We start from the raw sequence: 22,411 nt of genomic DNA, 5'->3' as shown, positions 1-22,411 counted from the left end.
TCAATCCCTTTATCCTATTGTTCTACGGGGCAAATTCAATTTCACCCGTTACTAACAAAGTGATGACGATAACCCAAAATATAAAGAAAGACGAAGAAAAAACCAAAGAAATAATAGGAATCACTCTTTTCTCCGTTTTCTTCAAAATACCTATGATAGAAAGGACAATACCGGTAATCGTAAGGAAAAATGTTATATAATCATCAGCCAGGCTCCCGATATTTGCAACTCTAATAGGTGTAACAAAAACTATAAAAAAGCAAATAACTCCAATGACGAATGAAATAAAACTAATTACACCGTACCTCTTCTGAATAAATGCATCGTTTTCCATCAATCCACCCTTTCATGATCGTAATTTAAATAGTTTTTCTCCATAAAAATTATCTCACAAACAATTTTAACATATAATACCAATCGGTAGTTGTGCACAAAAAAGGTTGCCGCAGCAACCTTCCCGATGACAGGATAAAAAACGTTGAATTAAAGCTTCATTTTCATACCCTCATGAGTAGCTTTGAATCCTAAACGTTCATAAAAGCGCAGCGTTTCTTCCCGCTTTTTATCTGTCGTCAGCTGAATGATATGGCACCCCCGCTCCTTTGCACGCTCAATCGCATATAGAATCAACTTGCTTCCTATTCCTTTCCCCCGCTCTGAAGATGCAGTCCGAACCCCTTCTATCGTAGCTCTCCAACCTCCTTGATGGGTAATATAAGGAGTGAACGTGATTTGCTGCACCCCAACGATATCCTCACCAAGACATGCTACGATCAATTCATTATTCCCATCTGCATCAATGGATGCAAATGCTTTTAGATAGCTTTCAGGAAGGGGATTTTCATAGCGTTCCCTTTCCCTCCCCAATACATCATCCGCCAGCATCCGTACTATTTCACTTAAGTCTTTTCCTGTCGCATTCCTGAATGTGACCATAATATCCCTCCTGTTCAGTATCGCCCTTTTTTTCGTCATGATGGAAACCAATCTTTCATTAATAACTTCAACTAAAAGTTAGGCGGTCCTCTTTTCTGGAGGAAAAATAATGCAACTGTAAAAATTGGACCAACAAAAAAAGGCCCCCTTTAAAAGGAAGTCCTTCTTAGTAAATCATTATTAGGTAATTGGCGCAGGATTGAAAAGTACCAAGTCATTATGCAGGCCCCAATGCTCTGCCCAGGTTTTCTTTTTACCGCTGGCCACTTCCAAAATGAGGTGAAATATTTCCCACCCGACATCCTCTATGGTTGCCTCACCTGTAGCGATAGTTCCTGCATTTATATCAATGAGATCTTTCCATTGCTCGGTCAATGTATTTCGTGTAGATACTTTGATGACGGAAGCCATTGCCAGATTATAAGGTGTGCCCCTTCCAGTTGTAAAAACTTGAAGGTGCATGCCGGAAGCGAGCTGCAGCGTTCCGCAAACAAAGTCACTAGCTGGTGTAGCTGCAAAAATCAGCCCTTTTTCTGTTGCTTTTTCACCCGGAGCCAGTACGCCTGAAATGGGGCTCCCTCCAGATTTGGCAATGGAGCCTAATGATTTTTCCACTACATTGGCCAATCCGCCTTTTTTGTTTCCTGGTGACGGATTGGCACTTCGATCGGCATCACCTAAAGCAAGGTAGTTATCATACCAGTCCATTTCCTTTATTAACGCTCTCCCCACTTCTTCATTCACTGCACGGGGCGTCAATAGATGAATCGCATCCCGCACTTCTGTGACTTCAGAGAATAAAACGGTTGCCCCTGCCCTAACTAACAGATCTGTAGCATATCCTACTGCAGGGTTAGCTGTCACACCAGAAAATGCATCACTTCCTCCACACTGCGTACCGATGACCAATTCGGAAACCGGAAACGTCTCCCGCTGCCTGCGGTTCAACTTGATTAAACGTTCCTCGGCCATTTCCATAATGGATTGGACCATTCCCGCAAATCCCTGCTGATCCTGAAGTGAAATGATATCTGAATCGTCCCCGCTCGGATTTATTCTCATTGGAGACAGTTTTTCACACCCCAATCCAACTACCAAGGCTTCCCCGCCGAAATTCGGGTGTTTCGCAAGGTTCTGTATCGTGCGAATGGGAATAACCGCTTCAGGTGCATTGATTGCGACGCCGCACCCATAGTTGTGATTGATGGCGACAACATCATCAACATTGGGATACTTCGGGAGAAGCTCTTTTTTTATCCGGTTCACGACGAAATCCAGCACGCCCACTACACATTGAACGCTTGTTGTTATGCCTAATATATTCTTGGTTCCAATACTGCCATCTTCATTGCGGAATCCTTGGAATGTATATCCTTCAAGCGGGGGTAAAGTATTGGGAATATCATTTGCTACCGGCAATTCCTTTAAATCCGGAGAAGCCGGAAGCATCACCAGTGTCTCGTCAATCCAGCAGCCCTTACTGATTGATTCAGCCGCATAACCGATAACTTCCCCATAGCGGATGATGGCTTCATTCTCGACTATATCCATTAAAGCCACTTTGTGGCCTTGTGGCACTCTTTCTTTCAATTCAAGCCCACAAGGGAAAACGGTTCCTTGATCCAAGCCCCCCGTATTAACCACAATGGCGACATTGTCCATCCTATTAACCTTAATATAAAGCGGTACCTCCGTCAGCTGCGTTTTTGTATCCACTTTACCACTCCTTCATTCTAAAAAAGCTAACAACATCACTAAAAATACACGAGATCGGTTCTTCAGCTAACATATCTGTTTCAGACACTTATTTTACAAACACCGTTTTAATGGATGTAAAAAACTCTTTTGCTGCTTCTCCTTGTTCCCTGGAGTGGGAGCTGGAGTTTTTCATGCCCCCAAATGGTGCCTGCAATTCAACGCCTGCGCTCTCAGCGTTGACCCTGATCAATCCGGCTTCCATATCGTTAACAAATGAAAGCAAATGTTGGATATTGGCAGTAAAAATCGAAGCACTCAGGCCGTATTCGACACTGTTCGCAAGTTGCAGGGCTTCTTCGACTGATTCAGCTTTCAATAAAGCAATCACCGGACCAAAAATTTCTTCCTGTACGATTGCCATATCTGACGTGCAGTTATCAAAGATCGTAGGCTCTACATAAAAGCCATTAGCCTGAGTGCCTTCTTCAGCACGCTTTCCGCCAGTTAGAAGTGTAGCGCCTTCCTCGACTCCTTTTTCGATATAGGAAAGAACCGTTTTTAATTGATTTTCGCTAGCGCATGGTCCCATCCATGTCCCGCTGTCCAATCCATCCCCGATGGAAATGCCTTTCGTTTCTTTCACCAGCAACTGCTTGAACTCTTCATAAACTTCAGCTGCAACGATGACACGGCTTGTCGCGGTACATTTTTGCCCCGTCGAACGAAACGCGCCTGTAATGACTGCTTCTACAGCCAGATTAAGATCCGCATCCGCTGCAACGATTACCGGGTTTTTCCCGCCCATTTCAAGCTGGTATTTCGCTCCTCGTGCTAACGCCGCTTGTCCAATCCTTTTTCCAACGCCGTTTGAGCCGGTAAAGGTAATTCCGTTTACATCTTCGTGATCGGCGATGCCCTGCCCGATGACACTGCCCGGCCCTGTGACCATATTGATAACACCCTCAGGTAAACCAGCTTCTTCAAAACACTCCATGATCTTCGCACAGGTGATGGCCGTCTCTGTGGCTGGCTTCACCACAATCGTATTCCCATAAACGAGAGCAGGAGCCATCTTCCAGATCGGGATGGCGATTGGGAAATTCCAAGGTGTAATGACGCCCACTACACCAAGCGGGACGCGCGTCGTGAACATAAGCGCTGAACTGTCGGTGGATGGAATGACATCCCCCACTTTACGCATTCCTTCTCCTGCATAGTATTTCAGGATCGCAATACCGCGTGCCGTTTCCCCTTTTGTTTCTGCAAAGGTCTTACCCATTTCACGTGTTGCACATTCTGCGATTTCATCAATCCGCTTTTCAAGAATATGGGCTACTTTATATAGATACTCCCCGCGCTCTGAACCAGCTAGTTTGCGCCATTTGTCTTTCGCCTTTTTCGCCGCTTCTACTGCACGATTCAAGTCATCCCCGTTAGATTTTTGTACATATCCGACAATGGCCTGTTTATCGGCTGGGTTTAAACTTTTTTCAACTTCTTTTGAAATGGAAGCAACCCATTCACCGTTAATATAGTTAAGATACGTTTTTGTTTGAACTGTAGTTATCATATATAATCCCGCCCTTATTAGATTGATTGAATTGGTGTTTCTTTTGGAAAACGATCTAAAGCATTCTCTAATATCGTTTGCATTGCTGCATAATGGTCTTTTTCCACCGGAAGAATCGGTAATCTGACTGTTTGGCCAACCGGCATTCCCATAATCTCCATACCTGCTTTAATGAGAGAAACGGCATACCCTTTTCGCTGACGGCGGATATTGTTGATTGGCATGATGACCTGTTGGTAAATTTCTTTGACCGTTTCTTGATCTCCGCTCAGAATGCCATTATAGAATTTCCGTGAGATGTGCGGGATGTAATTGGATATCGCCGATGAGTAAGAGTCAAAGCCAAGTGGAACGTAGGCCGACATGGTAACTTCCGCAAGCGGCATTCCGTTCAGCCAGCCAAAACGGTTTCCGAAGGTTTGTGTAAGGAGTCCATTCAACTCCATATTGCCTAGACCGTCTTTGACACCGACCACCTGCGGGACCTCCGCAAGTGCTTCCAAAGTTGGTATTGAAAGTGAAACATTATCACGCTGATATACTATGGAATTTAAGTCTGTACTCTCTGCGATAGCTTTGAAATAAGCCGCCAGACCTGCCTGTTCTCCAGTAACAAGATATGGAGGTAATATTAAATATCCGTCTGCCCCTCTATCCGCTGATATTCTTGCAAGTTCCAGGGAAGTTTGAATATTTCCTCCTACACCTGTGTATACAGGGACTTTTCCACCCGTTACGGATACGGCCACTTCTACCATCAATTCATATTCCTCTTTACTTAACGATGGATACTCTGCTGCCGCACATGCCACGAAAATAGCCTCGAGTCCCTCATCTATTAGAAATTGGATATTTTGTGCGAGTGCTTGTTCATCAAGCTTATTACTTGTTGTGAATGGTGCCACGGGAAATCCGAGAATCCCTTTAGGTGCCTTGCGAATTTTATTCATTATCTATTCCTCCTTGCTTATTATTGTTTTATTGTAAGACAAATACACCGTCTGGTCAATCGTATATTTTTTATTTTCTGAAAAGTCAATCATCACCTCATCCCTCAATAATTTCGCTTCTAATATATACAAAAAAACAAGATAATTAAGGAGCTAAAAATGAAAAACGATATAAAAAAAAGACATTGACAAACAATTATATTTGTCTTACCATTGGACAAAACTAAATATTAAGAATTTTCACAAAGGAGGAAACAGCTAACATTGTAAGCGGTATCAATAAAAAAATAAAATACTTTTAAGGGAGTGAGTATATGAACGCTGGAGAAAAAGTTTTTCAAGAATCTCCTATATTGCCGAATGCTCAGAAAAAAACACGGACACGATGGTTTATTGTATTTATGCTCTTTCTGGTTACCGCTCTGAATTATGCAGATCGTGCGACGCTATCAATCGCAGGTACGGACATGTCTGGTCAGCTTGGTCTCGATTCAGTCATGATGGGCTATGTTTTCTCCGCTTTTGCATGGTCCTACGTAGCTGGACAAATTCCGGGTGGATGGCTTTTGGACCGTTTTGGCTCAAAAAAAGTTTACTTTTGGAGTATCACGCTATGGTCTACCTTTACGCTTTTACAAGGATTTATCGGATTTTTCGGTTCTGCCGGAACGGCTGTCATGATATTGTTCGGACTGCGTTTTTTAGTTGGATTGGCAGAGGCTCCTTCCTTCCCGGCCAACAGCCGCATCGTTGCTACCTGGTTCCCAAGCCATGAACGCGGAACCGCAGCTGCCACTTTCAATTCAGCCCAGTATTTTGCAACCGTTCTCTTTGCACCGATCATGGGTTACATTACGTATAAATTTGGTTGGGAATACGTCTTCTTCTTTATGGGCGCCTTGGGAATCATCGTCGCTTTCTTCTGGATGAAAACGATATATGGCCCAAAGGAACATCCGCGCATCAACAAAGCTGAGCTTGAATATATCGAAGCAGGCGGCGCTTTGATCAATATGGATCAAACCACTGCAAATAAAGAGGAAAAGAAAGGCGTCAACTGGAATCATATTAAGCAGCTTTTATCAAACCGTATGCTGTTAGGTGTTTATCTCGGACAATATTGCATTACAACGTTAACGTACTTTTTCCTTACATGGTTTCCTGTGTACCTTGTACAAGAAAGAGGCATGACCATTCTTCAAGTTGGGCTCGTCGCTTCCCTTCCAGCCATTTGTGGGTTTTTTGGCGGCATTCTCGGAGGGACATTCTCGGATTTCTTGTTACGGAAGGGATTCTCATTGACTGTCGCCCGAAAATTGCCAATCGTTGTTGGGATGCTTCTATCGATGAGCTTGGTAGCTGCAAACTATGTAGAGACGGAATGGGTGGTCATATTCGTTATGGCCCTAGCGTTTTTCGGTAAAGGATTTGGGGCACTCGGCTGGGCGGTAGTGGCCGATACCTCACCAAAGGAAATGTCCGGTGTCAGTGGCGGGCTTTTCAACACATTCGGTAACATTGCAGGCATTACAACACCGATCATCATCGGATACATCATTGCCACGACAGGATCATTTAATGGGGCGCTAGTCTTCGTATGTGCCAATGCTCTTGTCGCAATCTGCAGCTATTTATTCCTTGTTGGTGAAATTAAACGTGTAGAGTTAAAATCATAGTTAACTAAATATTCTGTCAGGGGGAAGAAATATGAACAATCAAATGCTTAAGGGTCATGTAAAAGTCGGCACACCGGTCATTTCAGAAATGAGCGTTATTCCAGTTGCAGGCCATGACGGCATGCTGCTGAACTTGAGCGGTGCCCATGCTCCTTATTTCACCCGGAACATTGTCATTCTGAAAGACAATGCGGGTAATACTGGTGTAGGTGAAGTTCCTGGAGGCGAAAAGATTCGCCAAACACTCGAAGATGCCAAACAATTGGTTGTCGGCCAGTCCATTGGGACATACAACAACATTCTGAATACCATCCGTAAGCAGTTCGCGGACCGGGATGCGGGAGGGCGCGGGCTTCAGACGTTCGATCTCCGTATAGCCATCCATGCCGTAACAGCATTGGAAGCGGCACTTCTAGATTTAGTCGGCCAATATTTAGGTGTTCCAGTTGCAGCCCTTCTCGGCGAAGGACAGCAGCGTGATAAGGTGGAAATGCTGGGCTACTTATTTTATGTAGGTGACCGCAATAAAACGGACCTTGGTTATTTAAGTGAGCCTGAAGCGGAAGATGACTGGATTCGCCTCCGTCATGAGGAAGCGATCACACCTGAAGCGATTGTCCGCTTGGCAGAAGCCGCCCACTCTCGCTATGGATTCAATGATTTTAAACTGAAAGGCGGGGTTTTGCGCGGGGAAGAAGAAATCGAAGCGGTGACGGCACTTGCGGAGCGCTTCCCTGAAGCCAGGATCACCCTTGACCCAAATGGCGGCTGGCTGCTTAAGGATGCGATTGAACTTTGCCGGGATCAACATCATGTTTTAGCCTATGCGGAAGATCCATGCGGAGCGGAAAATGGTTTTTCCGCCCGGGAAATCATGACGGAATTCAGGCGCGCAACGGGCCTTCCCACCGCTACTAATATGATTGCAACGGACTGGAGGCAAATGGGGCACTCCATTCAGCTTCAATCCGTGGACATCCCTCTTGCCGATCCGCATTTTTGGACGATGCAAGGCTCCGTCCGTGTCGCTCAAATGTGCAATGACTGGGGATTGACATGGGGATCACACTCGAATAATCACTTTGACATTTCGCTTGCCATGTTTACACACGTTGCTGCAGCCGCACCAGGAAAAGTCACTGCAATCGATACCCACTGGATTTGGCAGGATGGGCAGCGTTTGACGAAAGAACCTTTTAAAATTGTCGGCGGAATGGTCGATGTACCTTCCAAGCCCGGACTTGGAATTGAAGTCGATATGGAACAAATCGAGAAGGCACATCAGCTTTATAAACAAAAAGGACTTGGTGCCCGTGATGATTCAATGGCGATGCAATACCTGATTTCAGGATGGGAGTTCAATCCAAAATCACCTTGCCTTGTCAGATGATTTTTTCCAACAATGCGTGCGTCTCTCTCTTTAGAGCGGCGCATTTTACTTTTTTTGGGGTATAGATCTTCTCTTCCTCACATGCAAATAAGTGTATTATATTATATAATTAGTCTTACAGTATAAATACATATAGGGTTTAACAGAAAAGGGGTTACACAATGGAAGAATCGTCAAAGAAATTAGGCGTACAATCGGTACATCGCAACACTCTTTCACAACAAGTCGTGGATCAAATCGTGCATCTGCTCGTCACCGGACAAATGAAAGCGGGCGACAAACTGCCTCCTGAAATGGAACTTATGAAAGAACTTGAAGTAAGCCGGCCTGTTTTACGGGAGGCACTCAGTGCACTTGATACACTAGGAGTCATTACACGGAAAACACGTGAAGGAACCTTTTTTAACGATAAAATCGGTACACATCCATTCTCTGTCATGCTGGCGCTGGCTACGAATAATTTACCAGCGATCATCGAAGCGCGAATGGCATTGGAGTTGGGACTGGTAACAATGGCTGCCGAGAAAATCACAGACGAACAGCTGGAGAAACTGCAAGTTACGATTGACACGATTGCCAATAGTGAAGACAACAATTATGGAGAGGCCGATAAAGAATTCCACAAGATCATTGCTTTAAGTGCAAACAATCCCATTATTGAAGGCATGATCGATTCGTTATTGATTACCCATAATAAAATAAATAGCCTGATACAATTCAGGGAACGGGAACTGACTGTAAAGTATCATAAAGCCATCTATGCGGCACTTGCAGCGCATGATCCACATGAAGCATTCAGTCAAATGTACAAGCACCTTGATTACGTCCGTCAGAAAGTCCTTCAATATTCTCACGCAAATTAATATATCGTTTGTGGAAGATGGAAGTAATCGCAGCAAACTAATGGATCACTCAATGATTCAATTTCATAGGAAAGTGGATTTTTCAGGGAACCTATTTTGCTTCCAAGATTTCAGAGTTCAACTTATCTTTTAAATCCAATTGATAGCATCATTTTTTTTAAAAAACTGGATAGTAGTTGAACTATCCAGCCCCCGCTTATCCACTTTCGATTGAAATGAAAATGTTCCCCGATGAAGTCGAAACCTTCCTCTTGCAAATTGTTGGCTGACCACAATCCCCATCCAAAGCTCCACTCAAAAAAAAGTGCATCCCTGCTTACTAGCAGGAATGCATGTATCAGTCCCAAGTTCTGACCATCCTCTTTTTAATTTACTGCTTAATATGCACTCCAACCAGCATCTGCGGTGATGACAGTACCATTTACAAAGCTTGAATCGTCAGAAGCAAGGAACAATGCCACTTTAGCAATTTCTTCAGGTTTGCCATTGCGTGGATTGATCGCCATCCCCAGTTGTTGGCGAGAGGCGCCAAACTTATTGATATTCGTCATGCTGGAACCAATATTGGTTTCAACTCCACCTGGTGCTATTGCATTACAGCGAATGCCTTTTTCTGCATACATGAAGCCCGTGTTTTTTGTGAATCCCACCACCGCATGTTTAGAGGCAGTGTATGCTGCGCCAGCTCGGGCACCATATAAACCGCCAGCAGAAGCAATATTGATGATCACTCCTTTTTGTTTTTCTAAAAAGATTGGTAAAACCTTTCTAGTCGAACGCATGACGCTTGTCGTGTTAATGGCAAAAATCCGATCCCATCCAGAATCCTCAATATCCCCGGCAGGTTCCATGCCATCCATGATACCCGCGTTATTCACCAAAATATCCACTGTACCATACGTACTAACCGTAGTATCGATCAAATGTTGAATATCATCCTCCACCGCTACGTTCGTTTTAATGGCAAAGGCCATTCCGCCATTCTCTTTTATTTCCTCTACCGTTGCGTTCGCACCATCAAGATTTAAATCCGATACGACGACTTTAGCCCCTTCTCTAGCATAATCTATAGCAATTTGTTTCCCCATACCTGATGCTGCGCCTGTCACTACTGCAACCTTGTCCTGTAATTTCATTTAAACTCCCCCATTCATCTATTCTATTGAAGTGATGCCTATTGTACAGATGTTCATTAACTATCTTCCTTTATAGTATAATTAGTTAGTAGGCTTATACAATCAGCAAATGCTTACCTTGATGTTGAACAATGAACATAAAGGGTCATTTTTGTTCATCAATAGGACAATAACGAACAAAGGGTGAAGAAAAAATGTCTAATAATAACACTGGGATTGATAGAAGGATCAGGAAATCAAAAAAGGCTTTAAAAGAGTCCCTCATATCAATAATGCAAAATAAGGATTTTAGGGACATATCGATTACAGAAATAGTAGAAATCGCCGACGTTAATCGGGGTACATTTTATAAACATTATCAGTACAAAGAGGAACTGCTTGAAGAAGTCATGGAGGATGTCATAGCCGATTTGATCATATCTTACAGGGAACCTTATAAAAATGTCGATACGTTCACCATAAATGAACTAACGGCTTCAGTAATCAAAATATTTGAACATGTAGCTAACTATGCAAACATTTATACCCTCATTTTAAAGTCGAATGCATGGCCTAAACTTCTTGATAGAATTTGTAATGAATTAAAGAAACTCCCTTTAAAGGACCTAGAAGATTATCAGCCGAACCCGAAGATCAATACAGAGCTTGCCTCCAGCTACCAAGCATATGCGATTTTAGGCATGATCATCGAATGGGTCAACACTGGATTCAAGTATAGCGCTGACTATATGGCTGAACAATTGCTGGAAATCATCGGCAACAAACCAGTAAACGCCGTTTATAAAATAAACCATACATTTAAAGATGCCAGGCAGTAATAAGAGGGCTGCATCGGCAACCCTCCCTCAAATGCTATTTGGATGCACTTTAATCATTGACAGATTAAAGCTTCTATATTTAATAAGTATTTTGGAAGTTCATGAAATAAGAAAACTCTTCACGGCAGCTAAGAAGGCTGGTAAATTATCTTCATGCACAAAATGCCCGGCATCCTCTATCGTCACCAATTCGCAATTAGGAATAAGCTCGGAAACTTCCTGCAATTTGTTTTGGGGAATATGACTCGACCCACCGCCTACAACAAGAGTTGGCATGATAATGTCCGTAAGACGCGCCCACCATTCGGGATTGGGTTCATTCAGTTGCCTTAGAATCGAAGGCACAACCTGCCAATCAAACGGTAGAGGGCCAGAAGGTTTGGAAGGAACTTCGATTGGTCTATCCGAAAAAGGAGGAGGAGTGTCTTCGACAATCAACCTTTCAATCCTCGATGGAAATGCTTGTGAGAAAAGATAGGAAACTGTTCCCCCCATGGAATGCCCTATTAGCGAAAACCTTCCCAAATTCATAGCATTCGCAAAATGAAGCAAATCATTGCACATCAATTCAAAACTGTATGTATTAGTTCTCGCACTCCCACCGTGGCCTCGTTGATCTAATGCTAATACGCGATAATTTTCCCCCAATACGGCAGCCGCCTGATCCCATGAACCTGCACTTTTCCCCAGCGCATGAAGGGCAACAAGCGGTGGTGCAGAAGGTTCCCCACTCTCGCGATATTGAAAAGTGAGTCCATTCAAATCAATTTGATTAACCCGCATTTCCATCTCCATTCATCTCCTAGGATGGGATTCATAAACCCACCTATATAATTTCGATGCCTATTTTAAAAACCTCCTGAAATTTTATGTCCGCTCATATCAAATTATACTTTTTACCGAAGCAATCGCCTTTATCGTTATTATTTCGGCCTTCAACCCATTTATTCCTTCCTTTACCGATTATATCGGCGTTCAGCCCATCACTCGTCCTTCAGCCTAGCGGAGTTGACGGCGGAGAAATAATCCATGACAAATAAACGAAATTGCCTGGCTACCGGGGTGAAGTAGCGTTTTTCTGACCAGCCAAGCCCTATGGTTCTTTGACAGGCGGGTTCGGTTATCCTGATTTTATGGGATAATGATCCGGTTTGGTGGAGCCATGTCAATTCTGATACGAAGGCAATGCCCAACCCTTTCCTGACAAGGTCCGAGATGACAGCAGGTTCATCGCCTTCGAATGCGATGTGCTGGACAAATCCTGCTTCGAGGCAAAATTGGTCGGTTAGGCTGCGGAATCCGAAGCCTGTGTTCATACTGATGAATGGTTCATCTTTCACTTCATGAAGTTGGATGCTTTCCCTGCCAGCCAGCCGGTGATTGGGAGGCACGATCAGATATATTTCTTCGGTGATCAGCGGTTCCCACTTTAGGTCGGGGCCTTCTATCGGAACGGATGATATGCAATAATCGATTTCCCCTTCAATTAGAAGCTGTTTCATGGATGATATGGATTTTAGGAATTGTTGAAAACGTACATCCGGATATTTAGATAAAAATGTGCCCAATAAATCAGGCAGGACCCTAGGGATGGTAACGGCCAAGGTGATGTTCTTTTGGTCTTGATCCATTAATTCCACAATTTCGCGCCTTCCCTCATTCAGTTCCGCAAAAGCCCGTTCGACCCTGTTCAAGAATATTCGTCCGGCTGCATTGAGCTTGATTTTCCGGTGTTCCCTATCGAATAGCGGGACTCCCAAATCCTCTTCAAGCCGGGATATGGTTTTACTGAGCGACGGCTGAGCAATCTTAAGTAGTTCCGCAGCCTTCGTCATATGTTCCAGTCGTGCTACTGTTTGAAAGTACTGCAGCTGTAATATTTCCATTTCTCCACTCTCTTCACATAGATTTAAATCTATTATTACATAATCATTTATGTATTATACAGTATCTAAAAAAGCCATTATGATGAAATAATCTCATTTTGTTAGAAAGGGCAGGATCAATAATGAAAGGTTTACAACTTATACTTCAAGATATAAAAGCAATGTGGAAACATAAACACGGGAGAATCGCCTTGATTTTCCTTTTGATCGTTCCATTGATTTACTCTGGTTTCTTCTTGGCAGGATATTGGAACCCATATGGACAGATGGATCAGCTCCCTGTAGCAGTGGTCAATCTCGATAATGGTTCGGAAATGGACCATAAGCCAATCGAAGCTGGAAATGATTTCGTTAAACAATTGAAGAAGCAGAAAGAATTGGACTTTCACTTTGTATCAGCAAAGGAGGCTAATAAGGGTCTTAAAGAAGGGGCCTATTATATGGTTGTCACGATTCCGGATGATTTTTCGGAAAATGTCACGACTTTAATGGATGAAAAACCGGAAACGGCTAAACTTTTGTATACTGTCAATCCAGGTAAAAACTTCGTTGCCTCACAGATCAGCACAACTGCTGTTGAAAAGATGACTACAAAGATCAACGCAAGCATTACGAAAGTATATTCTGAAGGCATCCTTTCAAAATTCCACGATATTTCTAAAGGCTTGAAGGATGCCGGGGATGGAGCGGATGAGCTTCATCAAGGAACGGCGGATGCGAAAAGCGGCAGTGAGAACTTGTCCGATGGCATTCAGGACTTGAATACTGGCGCCCAGCAGCTGAAAACAGGGAGCACAAAGCTATTGGATGGACAAGAAACCTTAGCCGATGGTGCGGAAGGATTAACATCAGGTTCCCGGAACCTGTATTCCGGCATGAAGCAGCTATCGGAAGGACATCAATCATTGGAAAATGCTTTGAATGAAGTAAATCAGGGGGTTAAGAACTGGTCAGCCGGAAATGCAAAACTGATGCAAGGGCAAGAAGAGGCGGCTGATACAGCAAATACTCTTAAGAAACAATTGGATGCCTATATGAAAAGTCATCCTGATGCAATAAAGGACCAAGACTTCAAGCAAATCCTGGCCCTATCTGAAGGATTATCCAAATCAGCCACCACTTTAAATGCCGGACAAAAACAACTTGGCGAAGGTGCTGCTAAAGTGGCGGATGGACAAGACACCATTCTAACCGGGATGAAAACCTTTGGTGATAAGATGGCACAAGCTACCTCTGGTGCTAAGCAATTAAACGAGGGATCTGAACAATTAGCGAATGGATTATTTAAATGGAAAAATGGTTTCTCCACTTTAAATAACGGAATTGATTCGTTAGCCGGCGGAAGCAGCCAGCTAGCCAGTGGATCGACGGAACTTCAAGACGGACTGGCTTCACTGGAAACGGGATCAAGCAAGTTATCCACCAAGCTTAATGAAGCAGCCGATAAAACGGCCAGTCTTCAGTACGGCGATTCGACCACTTCGATGTTCTCTGAACCCGTGCAATTGGTTCAATCCAATCTATCGGAAGTTCCTAACTATGGGACCGGGATTGCCCCTTATTTTCTGTCACTGGCCTTTTATGTAGGTGGTATCATGGCTTCCAATATTTTACAGCTTGGCCGCAGGCAGAATCTAAAGGTTACCGGAACCGTTCATTTCATGAATAAATTAGGGCTGGTATATGTAATCGGCATGATTCAAGCACTTCTAGTGGATGCGGTCGTCCTTTTTGGATTCCATTTACATGTGGCAAGTGTCCCAGTATTCATTCTGTCGAGCATCATCGTTTCATTCACCTTCATGACGTTCATCCTTATGTTGGTGACCGTATTCGGAGTGGTTGGCAAATTCGCAGCAGTGACCCTTCTCGTGTTCCAATTGGCTACTTGCGGCGGAACATTCCCTGGCGAACTCGGCATGCCATTATTAATGAAAATCGGTTCATATTTACCTATGGCCCACTCACTAAAAGAGCTGCAAGAGGTCATCTCATTAGGAGGCTGGGAAAACTTGCGGACGCAGATATGGATCTTACTTGCCTATCTAATTACTGCAGCGATCATTGGCTGGATAGCCAGTCATATCCAGCATGCAAAGGTAACTTCAAAAGAAGTGACTTCTTGATATAAAGCGCAGTCTCATTTTAATGGCACTTTCCTTATGTAAGTCCAGCTGAAGGATGAACAGCAATATGAAGTGAAACCACTGAATATGGGTAAAAACGCGAATAAAAAGGTTGATCGTTCCTCCAAATTAATCTGGTTTGAGTCGAATTACATTGGCTGTCGGTCGAAATATTCCGTCCCAGCCCGAAAAAGCTTAAGTGAGATAAAGTAAAAGCCCCTATGCGTCTGATTATTCAGGTGGCATAGGGGCTTTTTGGTTGTGTCTTTAAGCGGTTTGATTCTTTTTCACGGCTGGTTTTTCTTCAGCCGGCCATGCACGCTTGATGAATAATGACAGAATCAGTGCCACAGCAACAATGAAGGTCGATACAAAGAAGGAGAAGTTAATTCCATCCAGCATCGCCTGCATTCCGACTTGGGCCTGCATTTTTTCCATCACCTCAGCAGTGGGCTGGCTTGTTAATTTGCTCATCGCTTTGGTCATTAAGCTCTCACCGGAAGAAGCTGCATGGTTGGACATGACCGTAACAAGCAATGCAGTACCGATAGCACCGGAGACTTGGTTAAGTGTGTTATTCATCGCTGTACCATGCGGGTTCATTCGGGCTGGCAGCGAGTTCAATCCGTTTGTCATGATTGGCATCATTGCCATGGAAAGCCCGAATGCACGAATGGAAAACAGAATCACAATGTGTGAATAAGATGTATCCATTGTAAATTTACTGAAGAAATACGTTGTGACAACGGTGATAAATAAACCGGTTGAAGCAAGCACACGAGCACCGAACTTATCGAAGAGCTTACCTGTGACCGGTGACATAAGGGCCATTAATAGTGCTCCAGGAAGCATCAGCAAGCCGGAATCAAATGGTGAAATGCCACGGACTGTTTGTGTATACAATGGCATTAGGATCATCCCCGAGAACAGAGCCATATTCAGCGAGATTGAAATCGTTGCAGATAAAGCGAACATTGGATGTTTGAAGATCCTGAATTCAAGCATCGGTGTTTCCATTTTAAGTTGGCGTGTAATGAAAAGGATCAGGGAAATGGCACCGACAATCAATGTTCCATAAACCCAAGGGCTATCCCAACCCTTGCTGCCTGCGGAACTGAATCCGTAAAGCAGGCCGCCAAAGCCCAGGCTTGATAGGATGACCGATAATTTATCGATTTTAATATCGACTTTTTCCTTTTTGTCTTTAAGCTTGAAGAAGCCGAAAATTAGCACTAATAAAGCAAGCGGAGTAATGAAATGGAATAGCATTCTCCAATCATAATGTTCGATGATCCAGCCTGAAAGCGTCGGCCCGATTGCAGGGGCAAACATCATGACTAAACCGAATAATCCCATTGCCGAGCCCCGTTTTTCAACAGGGAAAGCAGTTAAAAGTACGTTCATTAATAACGGCATCATAATTGCAGAGCCTGCAGCCTGAACCATACGTGCTCCCAATAATAGTGGGAATGCCTCCGCTACACCTGCAATGATCGTCCCGATTGAGAATAGAAGCATGGCTGTCAGGAAAAGATTACGCACTGAATATTTCCTTATTAAGAAGGCTGTTGCCGGAATCATGATTCCGTTCACGAGCATGTAGCCCGTTGTCAGCCATTGGACTGTGGAAGTTTCTATTCCCAGGTCTGTTTTAATTGATGGCAGTGCAATATTTAAAAGGGTTGAATTCAGTATCGCTATAAACGCACCGATCATCAGTATGGCTAAAATGCCATACGACCCTTTTTTTTCAGTTGTTTGTGCAGTACTCACTTTTTATCTAATCCTCCATCCAAACTATTGGTTCATTTAATTGTACGACGAGTATATCCAAATCTCATAAAATCAATAATATACCCCCAGTTCATTTTTTGCAATAAAAATTTACTTGTTTAAATAAGGGTTTGTACTGTGTTGGAAAATAGAGTACGATTACATTTATACAAGCAGTATAATGAAAATTAGGTGATATGATGAATAATCGAAGGCAGAATGTCATCGATGCGGCTCATAAGCTGTTTATTGATAAGGGCTACCAAGCCACGTCCATTCAGGACATTTTAGACGGCAGCGGTATTTCAAAAGGTACTTTTTATAATTATTTCCCTTCGAAGGGTGAATTATTTATTGCCATTTTCCGTTCCGTCTATACAAGGATTCGCCACGACAGGGAAAAACTGTTGATTGGTCAAGATTCAGCTGATATTGAAATTTTCATCCAGCAGCTCGAATTGCAGATGATGGTGAACAAACAAAGTAAATTGCTTATCCTGATCGAAGAAGTCCGTGTTTCCAACGACGAGGAATTAAAGCAATTCATCAATCAAACTCTATTGTTGAGCATACGATGGATGTATGACCGTTTTCTCGATATATTCGGGGAAAGCAAAAAACCCTATCTATTAGATAGCGTCATTATCTTTCATTCGATGATGACCCATATGAATCATTTTAGTTATCGTGCTAATGCGGTCGGTACACCGGACATACAAATTATCCGCTATTGCATGAACCGAATTGTCCATTTAGTCAATGAAGTGGCTGATAGCGGAGAACAGATCCTTGATCCGGAACAAATGGATACGTGGTTTCCCCACTTTAAAAACCATCTTGATCCTTGCCATAATGATTTGCTAAATTCCACCACGGATTTGAAAAAAGTGATAAACAATGCTTTTACTTGCGGTGAAGATCGATCAAGGGCAATTGAACTGGTCGATTTTATCCAAGATGAGCTGATGCAGTCCGACAAACCGCGAAAATTTTTGATTGAAAGTTTGCTGCTCACTTTAAAGACTCAATATGCAGCGCAGATACAAGGCTACATCGAGACTTTTGAAGAAAGCATCAACTCATGCATGGGCCAATGATGGAATGGTTTATAGAGGAAACACGCACCTACTAAAACGGTAGGTGTTTTTTTATGAGCATTTTTAATTGATAATGCTGCCCCTTTTATCTACGATCACTATATGGTGGTGGTAAATATTGGATTTAATATTCATTTTTTCATTCGGGATTTTCATTTTTGCTACTTTCACCAGTTGTTTTTTATATTACCCTGGAATTCGTTTCGCTTTTTGATAAGGGTGGGTTTGCTGCCAGTATTTTCGCATTTCTTTACGGGTTTTCTTTTTTTAGTGTGGTTTAATCCTTTTATGGTTATCCGCTTAAAAGGAATCTGCCAATTTGCAGTAGGTTATTTTTAAGATTGATTTTTGAATTGCAGGAAGAAGAAAGTCATTTTATAAAAAGAGTTGGTTTTATAAGAGAGGCCTAAGGAAAGACTATCCTTATTATACTAAAGGGAGGTCTAGTTATTTGAGTGTGAATGAAAATGCATTGTCCATTCTGGCTCTAGGCGGAGTGAATGAAATCGGTAAAAACATGTATGTGGTTCAATATTCAAACGATATGGTCATTATCGACTGTGGTGCAAAGTTTCCTGATGAAAGTTTATTAGGAGTCGACTTGATCATTCCTGATATTTCCTTTCTACAGGAAAATAAGGAGAAGATCCGGGCTTTAATCGTGACTCATGGGCATGAAGATCATATAGGCGGCATCCCCTATTTCTTGAAAAAATTGAATGTACCCATTTATGCCACACGTTTAACACTTGGGTTGATTGAATTGAAATTAAAAGAACATAACCTTTTGGGTGATACTGAATTAATCCAGATCGACTCGGATTCAACGTTGGAATTTGGGGAGATGAGTCTGGATTTTTTCAAAACGAATCACAGTATTCCTGATTGTCTTGGAGTCACCATGCATACACCGGAGGGTACGGTCGTCCATACAGGAGACTTTAAATTTGACTTAACTCCCATGAATGACCAGTATCCCGATATTCATAAAATGGCCGAAATCGGGAGTGCAGGTGTCTTGGCTTTATTATCTGAGAGCACTAACGCTGAACGTCCAGGCTCAAGTCCCTCGGAGCATCTGGTTGGCAGCCATATTGAAGAGGCGTTTATGCAGGCTAAACAGAAAGTCATTCTTTCCACTTTCGCTTCAAACGTCAATCGCGTTCAACAAGTGGTGAACGCTGCCCAGAAGACAAACCGAAAACTCGCCTTACTGGGACGAAGCATGGTGAATGTCGTATCCGTTGCCATCGAGCGCGGCTACCTTGAGGTTCCTGATGGGATGCTAATTCAAGCACATGAAGTCGATAATTATGCTCCTGAAAGGGTCGCGGTTTTATGTACGGGAAGTCAAGGAGAGCCGTTTGCTGCCCTGTCCCGCCTTTCCAGTTCGAATTATCGGGATATGAGCATATTATCTGGTGATACAGTGATCCTTGCCTCCACTCCAATCCCCGGAAATGAACGGGATGTTTCCCGGATCATCGACAACCTGTTCCAATTGGGGGCTAAAGTCATTTACGGTTCTGGGACTGTAACAGGCATGCATGTTTCTGGACATGCCTATCAGGAAGAGTTAAAGCTCATGCTTACCCTGATGAAGCCTAAGTATTTCATACCCATTCACGGTGAGTATAGGATGTTGCACCAACATCGGCTACTTGCTGAGTCTGTAGGGGTGGAAACGGGCAATACTTTCATTATCAATAATGGCGATGTCGTGGATATTGAAAACTCGGTCGCCCGTCAAACGAGAAAGGTTGCTGCCGGCAATACCTTTGTTGACGGTATGGGCGTTGGTGATGTTGGAGAAGTCGTACTCCGCGACCGTAAGCAGCTTTCCGAAGATGGGATGCTCGTAATTGTCATAACACTAAGCAAGACGGAAAGAAAAATAGTATCAGGACCCGATACCATTTCCCGTGGATTTGTATATGTTCAAAATTCCGAAGAGCTCCTTAGACAGGTAAATCGTCTTGTCACGAAAACGGTCAACGACTTGCAAAGTGAAAAAATATACCGATGGAATATCATTAAACAAACCATCAAGAAGGAACTAGGGCAATATCTCTATAACCAAACCAAGAAAAAACCAATGATCCTTCCGTTAATCATTGAGATTTAGCGTACACAAAAAGGAACTCGACTTCATATAGTCAAGTTCTTTTTTTCAATCTAGGTCTGATTTACTCGCTCTTGCGGCCATCGCCTTGTTTTTATTCCAAACCTTTAACTTCATGAAAATGGCAGCAAGTCCTATGATCACGATGAATAAAAGGCTTATGAAAAACCCGGGACGGATCTCTTTTTCAAGCAGTGTGCCACTGACCGCAGCAAAAATTAGCAGAAGTCCAAAAACGGCGGTAATCTTACTCCAAATTTTATTTTCCAAGATTTTGAATGAAGAAAGAATGATGAATGCCCAGTTATATAAAAGCAATATCCCAGCTGAGGTTGTAATGTATTCATAAATCTTGCCTGGCAGGAGCAAGGCTGTGATGATTGACCCTAAAAGCCCTAAGGCTCCAAGACCCAATGAGGGCAGTGGAAGATCCTTGAATTTTTTGATCTTTTGCATGAATAATGAGGGCGCATTCCCATCGTTGGAAAGCGTTACCAACAGATTGGTTACACCAAACAGTGAAGCGGTCATCGTCGAAAAACCGGCAATGATGATCGCACCATTAAATACATGAGGGAAAAATGTCAGGTGATAATTGTCCAATGCAGAAACAAATGGGCTTTCTTTTTCATTGAATGCTCCTAATGAAACCATGGTTACGGCTAATCCCAACGAAACCACATATATGATCGTAAGAACCATGAGCATGATCGTCCCTGCCTTTGGCGCATCCTCTTTCTTTTTCAGCTGCATCGCCATCAATCCAATGACTTCAATGCCGCCAAACGCATAAAAAGCATAGATAAGGGATGTCCAAAACCCTTTTAGCCCTTTTGGAAATAATTCATTGTACGTATTCGGAAATGATGGCGGTTTCCCTCCATCAAGACCAAACCAACCGAAAACGGCACATATTGCTATAATGATAAACATTACGATTGCCGCTGTCTTAATTACCGCAAGGATGTTTTCAACTCTGTCGAACCCTTTTGTTCCAAGCAATACCACAAAAATTGAAACAATGGCAAATCCAGCCGCAAATAGCCACAGCGGGACTTTCGGAAACCAAAATTGAGATAACAGCGAAAGCGCAGTAAGTTGACTTCCCATGATCAATATATTGGAGGACCAATAATTCCAGCCACAGCTAAAGCCAGCCCATCGTCCAAATGCTTTATTGGCATAATAACAAAAAGAACCCTCTTGAGGATCGGCAGCCGTCATCTTAGCAAGCAGATTATAAACGATGTATGTACCAAGTGCAGCCAATACAAAGGAAAATACAATAGATGGCCCTGTCGTTTTAATCCCTATGGTGGATCCAAGAAAATATCCTGTCCCGATTGTACAGCCTACACCGACTAATGATAGCTGCCACCATTTCATATCGCCTTGTTGTTCACCTGATGATTTGGAATCTTGTACAGCCTTCCCTTTAGCTGAACTGCAATTGGCTTTTGTCATAACATTACCCCCTTCCATCATTCATAGTGTTGATAATGCCACAATGAATTATGCAAGGAAGAAGTTATCATATGGTTAAATAATTCCTGATTAACATTGAAGTGATATGTAATGCCTCGAAGCATTATGATGCGATGGCACGAATGCCTTGATAGGCAAAATAAACCCCAAAACCAGTCAGTGATAATCCAGAGATTATCGAAATGGCCATTAAGCTTTTTTCATTTAAGAACCTGAGTAATCCATTCGTCAATGCCGCTACAAAAAAATCCCAGCAGGTAAGACCGAGGAAGATCATCCCACTATAGATGAAAAGTTGGGATGTCCCATAACTTGAAGCTGTCTTAGCTAAAACAGATCCATATATCCCTAACCAAAATAAAATGGATAATGGACTGGTCACTGACATGATGAACCCAGTTAAAAAGCAGGAAAATAAAGAATCTCTATTCCTGTATTGATTTAATGATATCGTATTTACCCGTAAAACACTTTCCATCCCAGAATAAATAAGCACAAATCCGCCAAAAAGCAATAGAAAGATTTGGACGATCGGGATTTCTAAAAACCGTACCATACCCACATACACTAAAATCATGAACAAGGCATCCGCGATCATCGCCCCTGTTCCAACGATCCAGGCATGCCAAAACCCGTTCTTGATTCCTTTATCGATACGAGCAGAATTCACCGGGCCGATCGGTGCTGCAAGGGTAAGTCCTAAGAAAAATTAACCCAGCAGTAAATGTACATTCAAAAAGCATCACTCCTTCGAGCTTGTTCATGACTTGTACATTCTATGTGACAACCCCTACCTATATCATCATACTGATAAAATATTGATGGCATTTCACGCGAATTACAACAAAAAAAAGTCGTGGGAAAGACCAGGCTTTCTCCTTTTTC

18 protein-coding genes and 1 pseudogene are annotated in these 22,411 nt (G+C 42.9%); 7 read left to right on the top strand and 12 right to left on the bottom strand.

Features of this window, described 5'->3' with window-relative positions; all coding sequences use genetic code 11:
* Positions 1–22: 22 nt before the first annotated feature.
* From AC1DVK_RS11035 to kdgD, 5 genes are all read right to left on the bottom strand, one after another.
* Complete coding sequence (locus tag AC1DVK_RS11035) at positions 23–334, bottom strand: hypothetical protein (protein WP_477626483.1); 312 nt, start codon at positions 332–334, stop codon at positions 23–25.
* A gap of 149 nt (positions 335–483) precedes the next feature.
* The gene (locus AC1DVK_RS11030) at positions 484–936 is read right to left on the bottom strand and encodes a GNAT family N-acetyltransferase (RefSeq protein WP_410862026.1); all 453 of its coding nucleotides are present in this window, start codon (positions 934–936) and stop codon (positions 484–486) included.
* A gap of 180 nt (positions 937–1,116) precedes the next feature.
* Positions 1,117–2,652, bottom strand: a complete 1,536-nt coding sequence (gene garD / locus AC1DVK_RS11025; protein ID WP_477626482.1) for a galactarate dehydratase — start codon at positions 2,650–2,652, stop codon at positions 1,117–1,119.
* Between the two features lie 88 nt (positions 2,653–2,740).
* A complete protein-coding gene (gene gucD, locus AC1DVK_RS11020) occupies positions 2,741–4,204 on the bottom strand; it encodes an alpha-ketoglutaric semialdehyde dehydrogenase GucD (RefSeq protein WP_477626481.1) in 1,464 nt (487 codons plus the stop codon).
* A 17-nt stretch (positions 4,205–4,221) separates the two neighbouring features.
* Positions 4,222–5,154 (bottom strand): 5-dehydro-4-deoxyglucarate dehydratase, encoded by a 933-nt coding sequence (gene kdgD / locus AC1DVK_RS11015; RefSeq protein ID WP_477626480.1) that lies wholly within the window; start codon positions 5,152–5,154, stop codon positions 4,222–4,224.
* Between the two features lie 314 nt (positions 5,155–5,468).
* On the opposite strand from kdgD, the gene AC1DVK_RS11010 reads away from it, so the two are divergent.
* The 3 genes from AC1DVK_RS11010 to AC1DVK_RS11000 all read left to right on the top strand — a co-directional run bounded on the left by AC1DVK_RS11010 (position 5,469) and on the right by AC1DVK_RS11000 (position 9,083).
* Positions 5,469–6,830 carry an MFS transporter gene (locus tag AC1DVK_RS11010; protein WP_477626479.1) on the top strand — a complete coding sequence of 454 codons (1,362 nt, stop codon included), beginning with the start codon at positions 5,469–5,471 and terminating at the stop codon, positions 6,828–6,830.
* 31 nt (positions 6,831–6,861) lie between these two features.
* Entirely contained in the window at positions 6,862–8,220 is a 1,359-nt protein-coding gene (gene gudD / locus AC1DVK_RS11005; protein WP_477626478.1) for a glucarate dehydratase, read from the top strand.
* A 161-nt stretch (positions 8,221–8,381) separates the two neighbouring features.
* Complete coding sequence (locus AC1DVK_RS11000) at positions 8,382–9,083, top strand: FadR/GntR family transcriptional regulator (protein ID WP_089364082.1); 702 nt, start codon at positions 8,382–8,384, stop codon at positions 9,081–9,083.
* Positions 9,084–9,205: 122 nt separating this feature from the next.
* On the opposite strand, the gene AC1DVK_RS10995 is transcribed toward AC1DVK_RS11000, so the two are convergent.
* Together AC1DVK_RS10995 and AC1DVK_RS10990 are read right to left on the bottom strand one after the other, a co-directional pair.
* The gene (locus tag AC1DVK_RS10995; protein WP_477626477.1) at positions 9,206–9,430 is read right to left on the bottom strand and encodes a hypothetical protein; all 225 of its coding nucleotides are present in this window, start codon (positions 9,428–9,430) and stop codon (positions 9,206–9,208) included.
* Positions 9,431–9,460: 30 nt separating this feature from the next.
* Positions 9,461–10,219: an SDR family oxidoreductase gene (locus AC1DVK_RS10990; protein WP_410862021.1), complete on the bottom strand. Its 759-nt coding sequence runs from the start codon at positions 10,217–10,219 to the stop codon at positions 9,461–9,463.
* Between the two features lie 194 nt (positions 10,220–10,413).
* On the opposite strand from AC1DVK_RS10990, the gene AC1DVK_RS10985 reads away from it, so the two are divergent.
* Positions 10,414–11,037 (top strand): TetR/AcrR family transcriptional regulator, encoded by a 624-nt coding sequence (locus AC1DVK_RS10985; RefSeq protein WP_284469857.1) that lies wholly within the window; start codon positions 10,414–10,416, stop codon positions 11,035–11,037.
* Between the two features lie 99 nt (positions 11,038–11,136).
* Here AC1DVK_RS10985 and AC1DVK_RS10980 read toward each other — a convergent pair whose 3' ends face one another.
* Both AC1DVK_RS10980 and AC1DVK_RS10975 read right to left on the bottom strand, forming a co-directional pair.
* Positions 11,137–11,826: an alpha/beta fold hydrolase gene (locus AC1DVK_RS10980; RefSeq protein ID WP_477626476.1), complete on the bottom strand. Its 690-nt coding sequence runs from the start codon at positions 11,824–11,826 to the stop codon at positions 11,137–11,139.
* A gap of 194 nt (positions 11,827–12,020) precedes the next feature.
* Positions 12,021–12,923: a LysR family transcriptional regulator gene (locus AC1DVK_RS10975; RefSeq protein ID WP_089364087.1), complete on the bottom strand. Its 903-nt coding sequence runs from the start codon at positions 12,921–12,923 to the stop codon at positions 12,021–12,023.
* A gap of 122 nt (positions 12,924–13,045) precedes the next feature.
* On the opposite strand from AC1DVK_RS10975, the gene AC1DVK_RS10970 reads away from it, so the two are divergent.
* The gene (locus tag AC1DVK_RS10970) at positions 13,046–15,049 is read left to right on the top strand and encodes a YhgE/Pip family protein (protein ID WP_477626475.1); all 2,004 of its coding nucleotides are present in this window, start codon (positions 13,046–13,048) and stop codon (positions 15,047–15,049) included.
* Positions 15,050–15,316: 267 nt separating this feature from the next.
* Here AC1DVK_RS10970 and AC1DVK_RS10965 read toward each other — a convergent pair whose 3' ends face one another.
* Complete coding sequence (locus AC1DVK_RS10965) at positions 15,317–16,765, bottom strand: DHA2 family efflux MFS transporter permease subunit (RefSeq protein WP_477626503.1); 1,449 nt, start codon at positions 16,763–16,765, stop codon at positions 15,317–15,319.
* A 257-nt stretch (positions 16,766–17,022) separates the two neighbouring features.
* On the opposite strand from AC1DVK_RS10965, the gene AC1DVK_RS10960 reads away from it, so the two are divergent.
* Both AC1DVK_RS10960 and AC1DVK_RS10955 read left to right on the top strand, forming a co-directional pair.
* The gene (locus tag AC1DVK_RS10960; protein ID WP_377405128.1) at positions 17,023–17,919 is read left to right on the top strand and encodes a TetR/AcrR family transcriptional regulator; all 897 of its coding nucleotides are present in this window, start codon (positions 17,023–17,025) and stop codon (positions 17,917–17,919) included.
* 451 nt (positions 17,920–18,370) lie between these two features.
* A complete protein-coding gene (locus tag AC1DVK_RS10955; RefSeq protein ID WP_477626474.1) occupies positions 18,371–20,044 on the top strand; it encodes a ribonuclease J in 1,674 nt (557 codons plus the stop codon).
* A 45-nt stretch (positions 20,045–20,089) separates the two neighbouring features.
* On the opposite strand, the gene AC1DVK_RS10950 is transcribed toward AC1DVK_RS10955, so the two are convergent.
* Complete coding sequence (locus AC1DVK_RS10950; RefSeq protein WP_477626473.1) at positions 20,090–21,505, bottom strand: amino acid permease; 1,416 nt, start codon at positions 21,503–21,505, stop codon at positions 20,090–20,092.
* A 124-nt stretch (positions 21,506–21,629) separates the two neighbouring features.
* Positions 21,630–22,229: pseudogene (locus tag AC1DVK_RS10945) on the bottom strand (LysE family transporter); the annotation flags it as partial.
* Between the last annotated feature and the right edge of the window lie 182 nt (positions 22,230–22,411).

The organism is Peribacillus sp. P4_B1 (genome assembly GCF_056402395.1).
This window is presented reverse-complemented; position numbering and strand designations above follow the sequence as displayed.

Coding starts and splice junctions, on each gene's coding strand:
- gucD (WP_477626481.1), bottom strand. CDS start 4,204: ATGATAACTACAGTTCAAACAAAAACGTATCTTAACTATATTAACGGT.
- AC1DVK_RS11035 (WP_477626483.1), bottom strand. CDS start 334: ATGGAAAACGATGCATTTATTCAGAAGAGGTACGGTGTAATTAGTTTT.
- AC1DVK_RS11030 (WP_410862026.1), bottom strand. CDS start 936: ATGGTCACATTCAGGAATGCGACAGGAAAAGACTTAAGTGAAATAGTA.
- AC1DVK_RS10985 (WP_284469857.1), top strand. CDS start 10,414: ATGTCTAATAATAACACTGGGATTGATAGAAGGATCAGGAAATCAAAA.
- kdgD (WP_477626480.1), bottom strand. CDS start 5,154: ATGAATAAAATTCGCAAGGCACCTAAAGGGATTCTCGGATTTCCCGTG.
- AC1DVK_RS10960 (WP_377405128.1), top strand. CDS start 17,023: ATGAATAATCGAAGGCAGAATGTCATCGATGCGGCTCATAAGCTGTTT.
- AC1DVK_RS11010 (WP_477626479.1), top strand. CDS start 5,469: ATGAACGCTGGAGAAAAAGTTTTTCAAGAATCTCCTATATTGCCGAAT.
- AC1DVK_RS10980 (WP_477626476.1), bottom strand. CDS start 11,826: ATGGAAATGCGGGTTAATCAAATTGATTTGAATGGACTCACTTTTCAA.
- AC1DVK_RS10970 (WP_477626475.1), top strand. CDS start 13,046: ATGAAAGGTTTACAACTTATACTTCAAGATATAAAAGCAATGTGGAAA.
- AC1DVK_RS11000 (WP_089364082.1), top strand. CDS start 8,382: ATGGAAGAATCGTCAAAGAAATTAGGCGTACAATCGGTACATCGCAAC.
- AC1DVK_RS10950 (WP_477626473.1), bottom strand. CDS start 21,505: ATGACAAAAGCCAATTGCAGTTCAGCTAAAGGGAAGGCTGTACAAGAT.
- AC1DVK_RS10975 (WP_089364087.1), bottom strand. CDS start 12,923: ATGGAAATATTACAGCTGCAGTACTTTCAAACAGTAGCACGACTGGAA.
- AC1DVK_RS10990 (WP_410862021.1), bottom strand. CDS start 10,219: ATGAAATTACAGGACAAGGTTGCAGTAGTGACAGGCGCAGCATCAGGT.
- AC1DVK_RS10965 (WP_477626503.1), bottom strand. CDS start 16,765: ATGATCGGTGCGTTTATAGCGATACTGAATTCAACCCTTTTAAATATT.
- gudD (WP_477626478.1), top strand. CDS start 6,862: ATGAACAATCAAATGCTTAAGGGTCATGTAAAAGTCGGCACACCGGTC.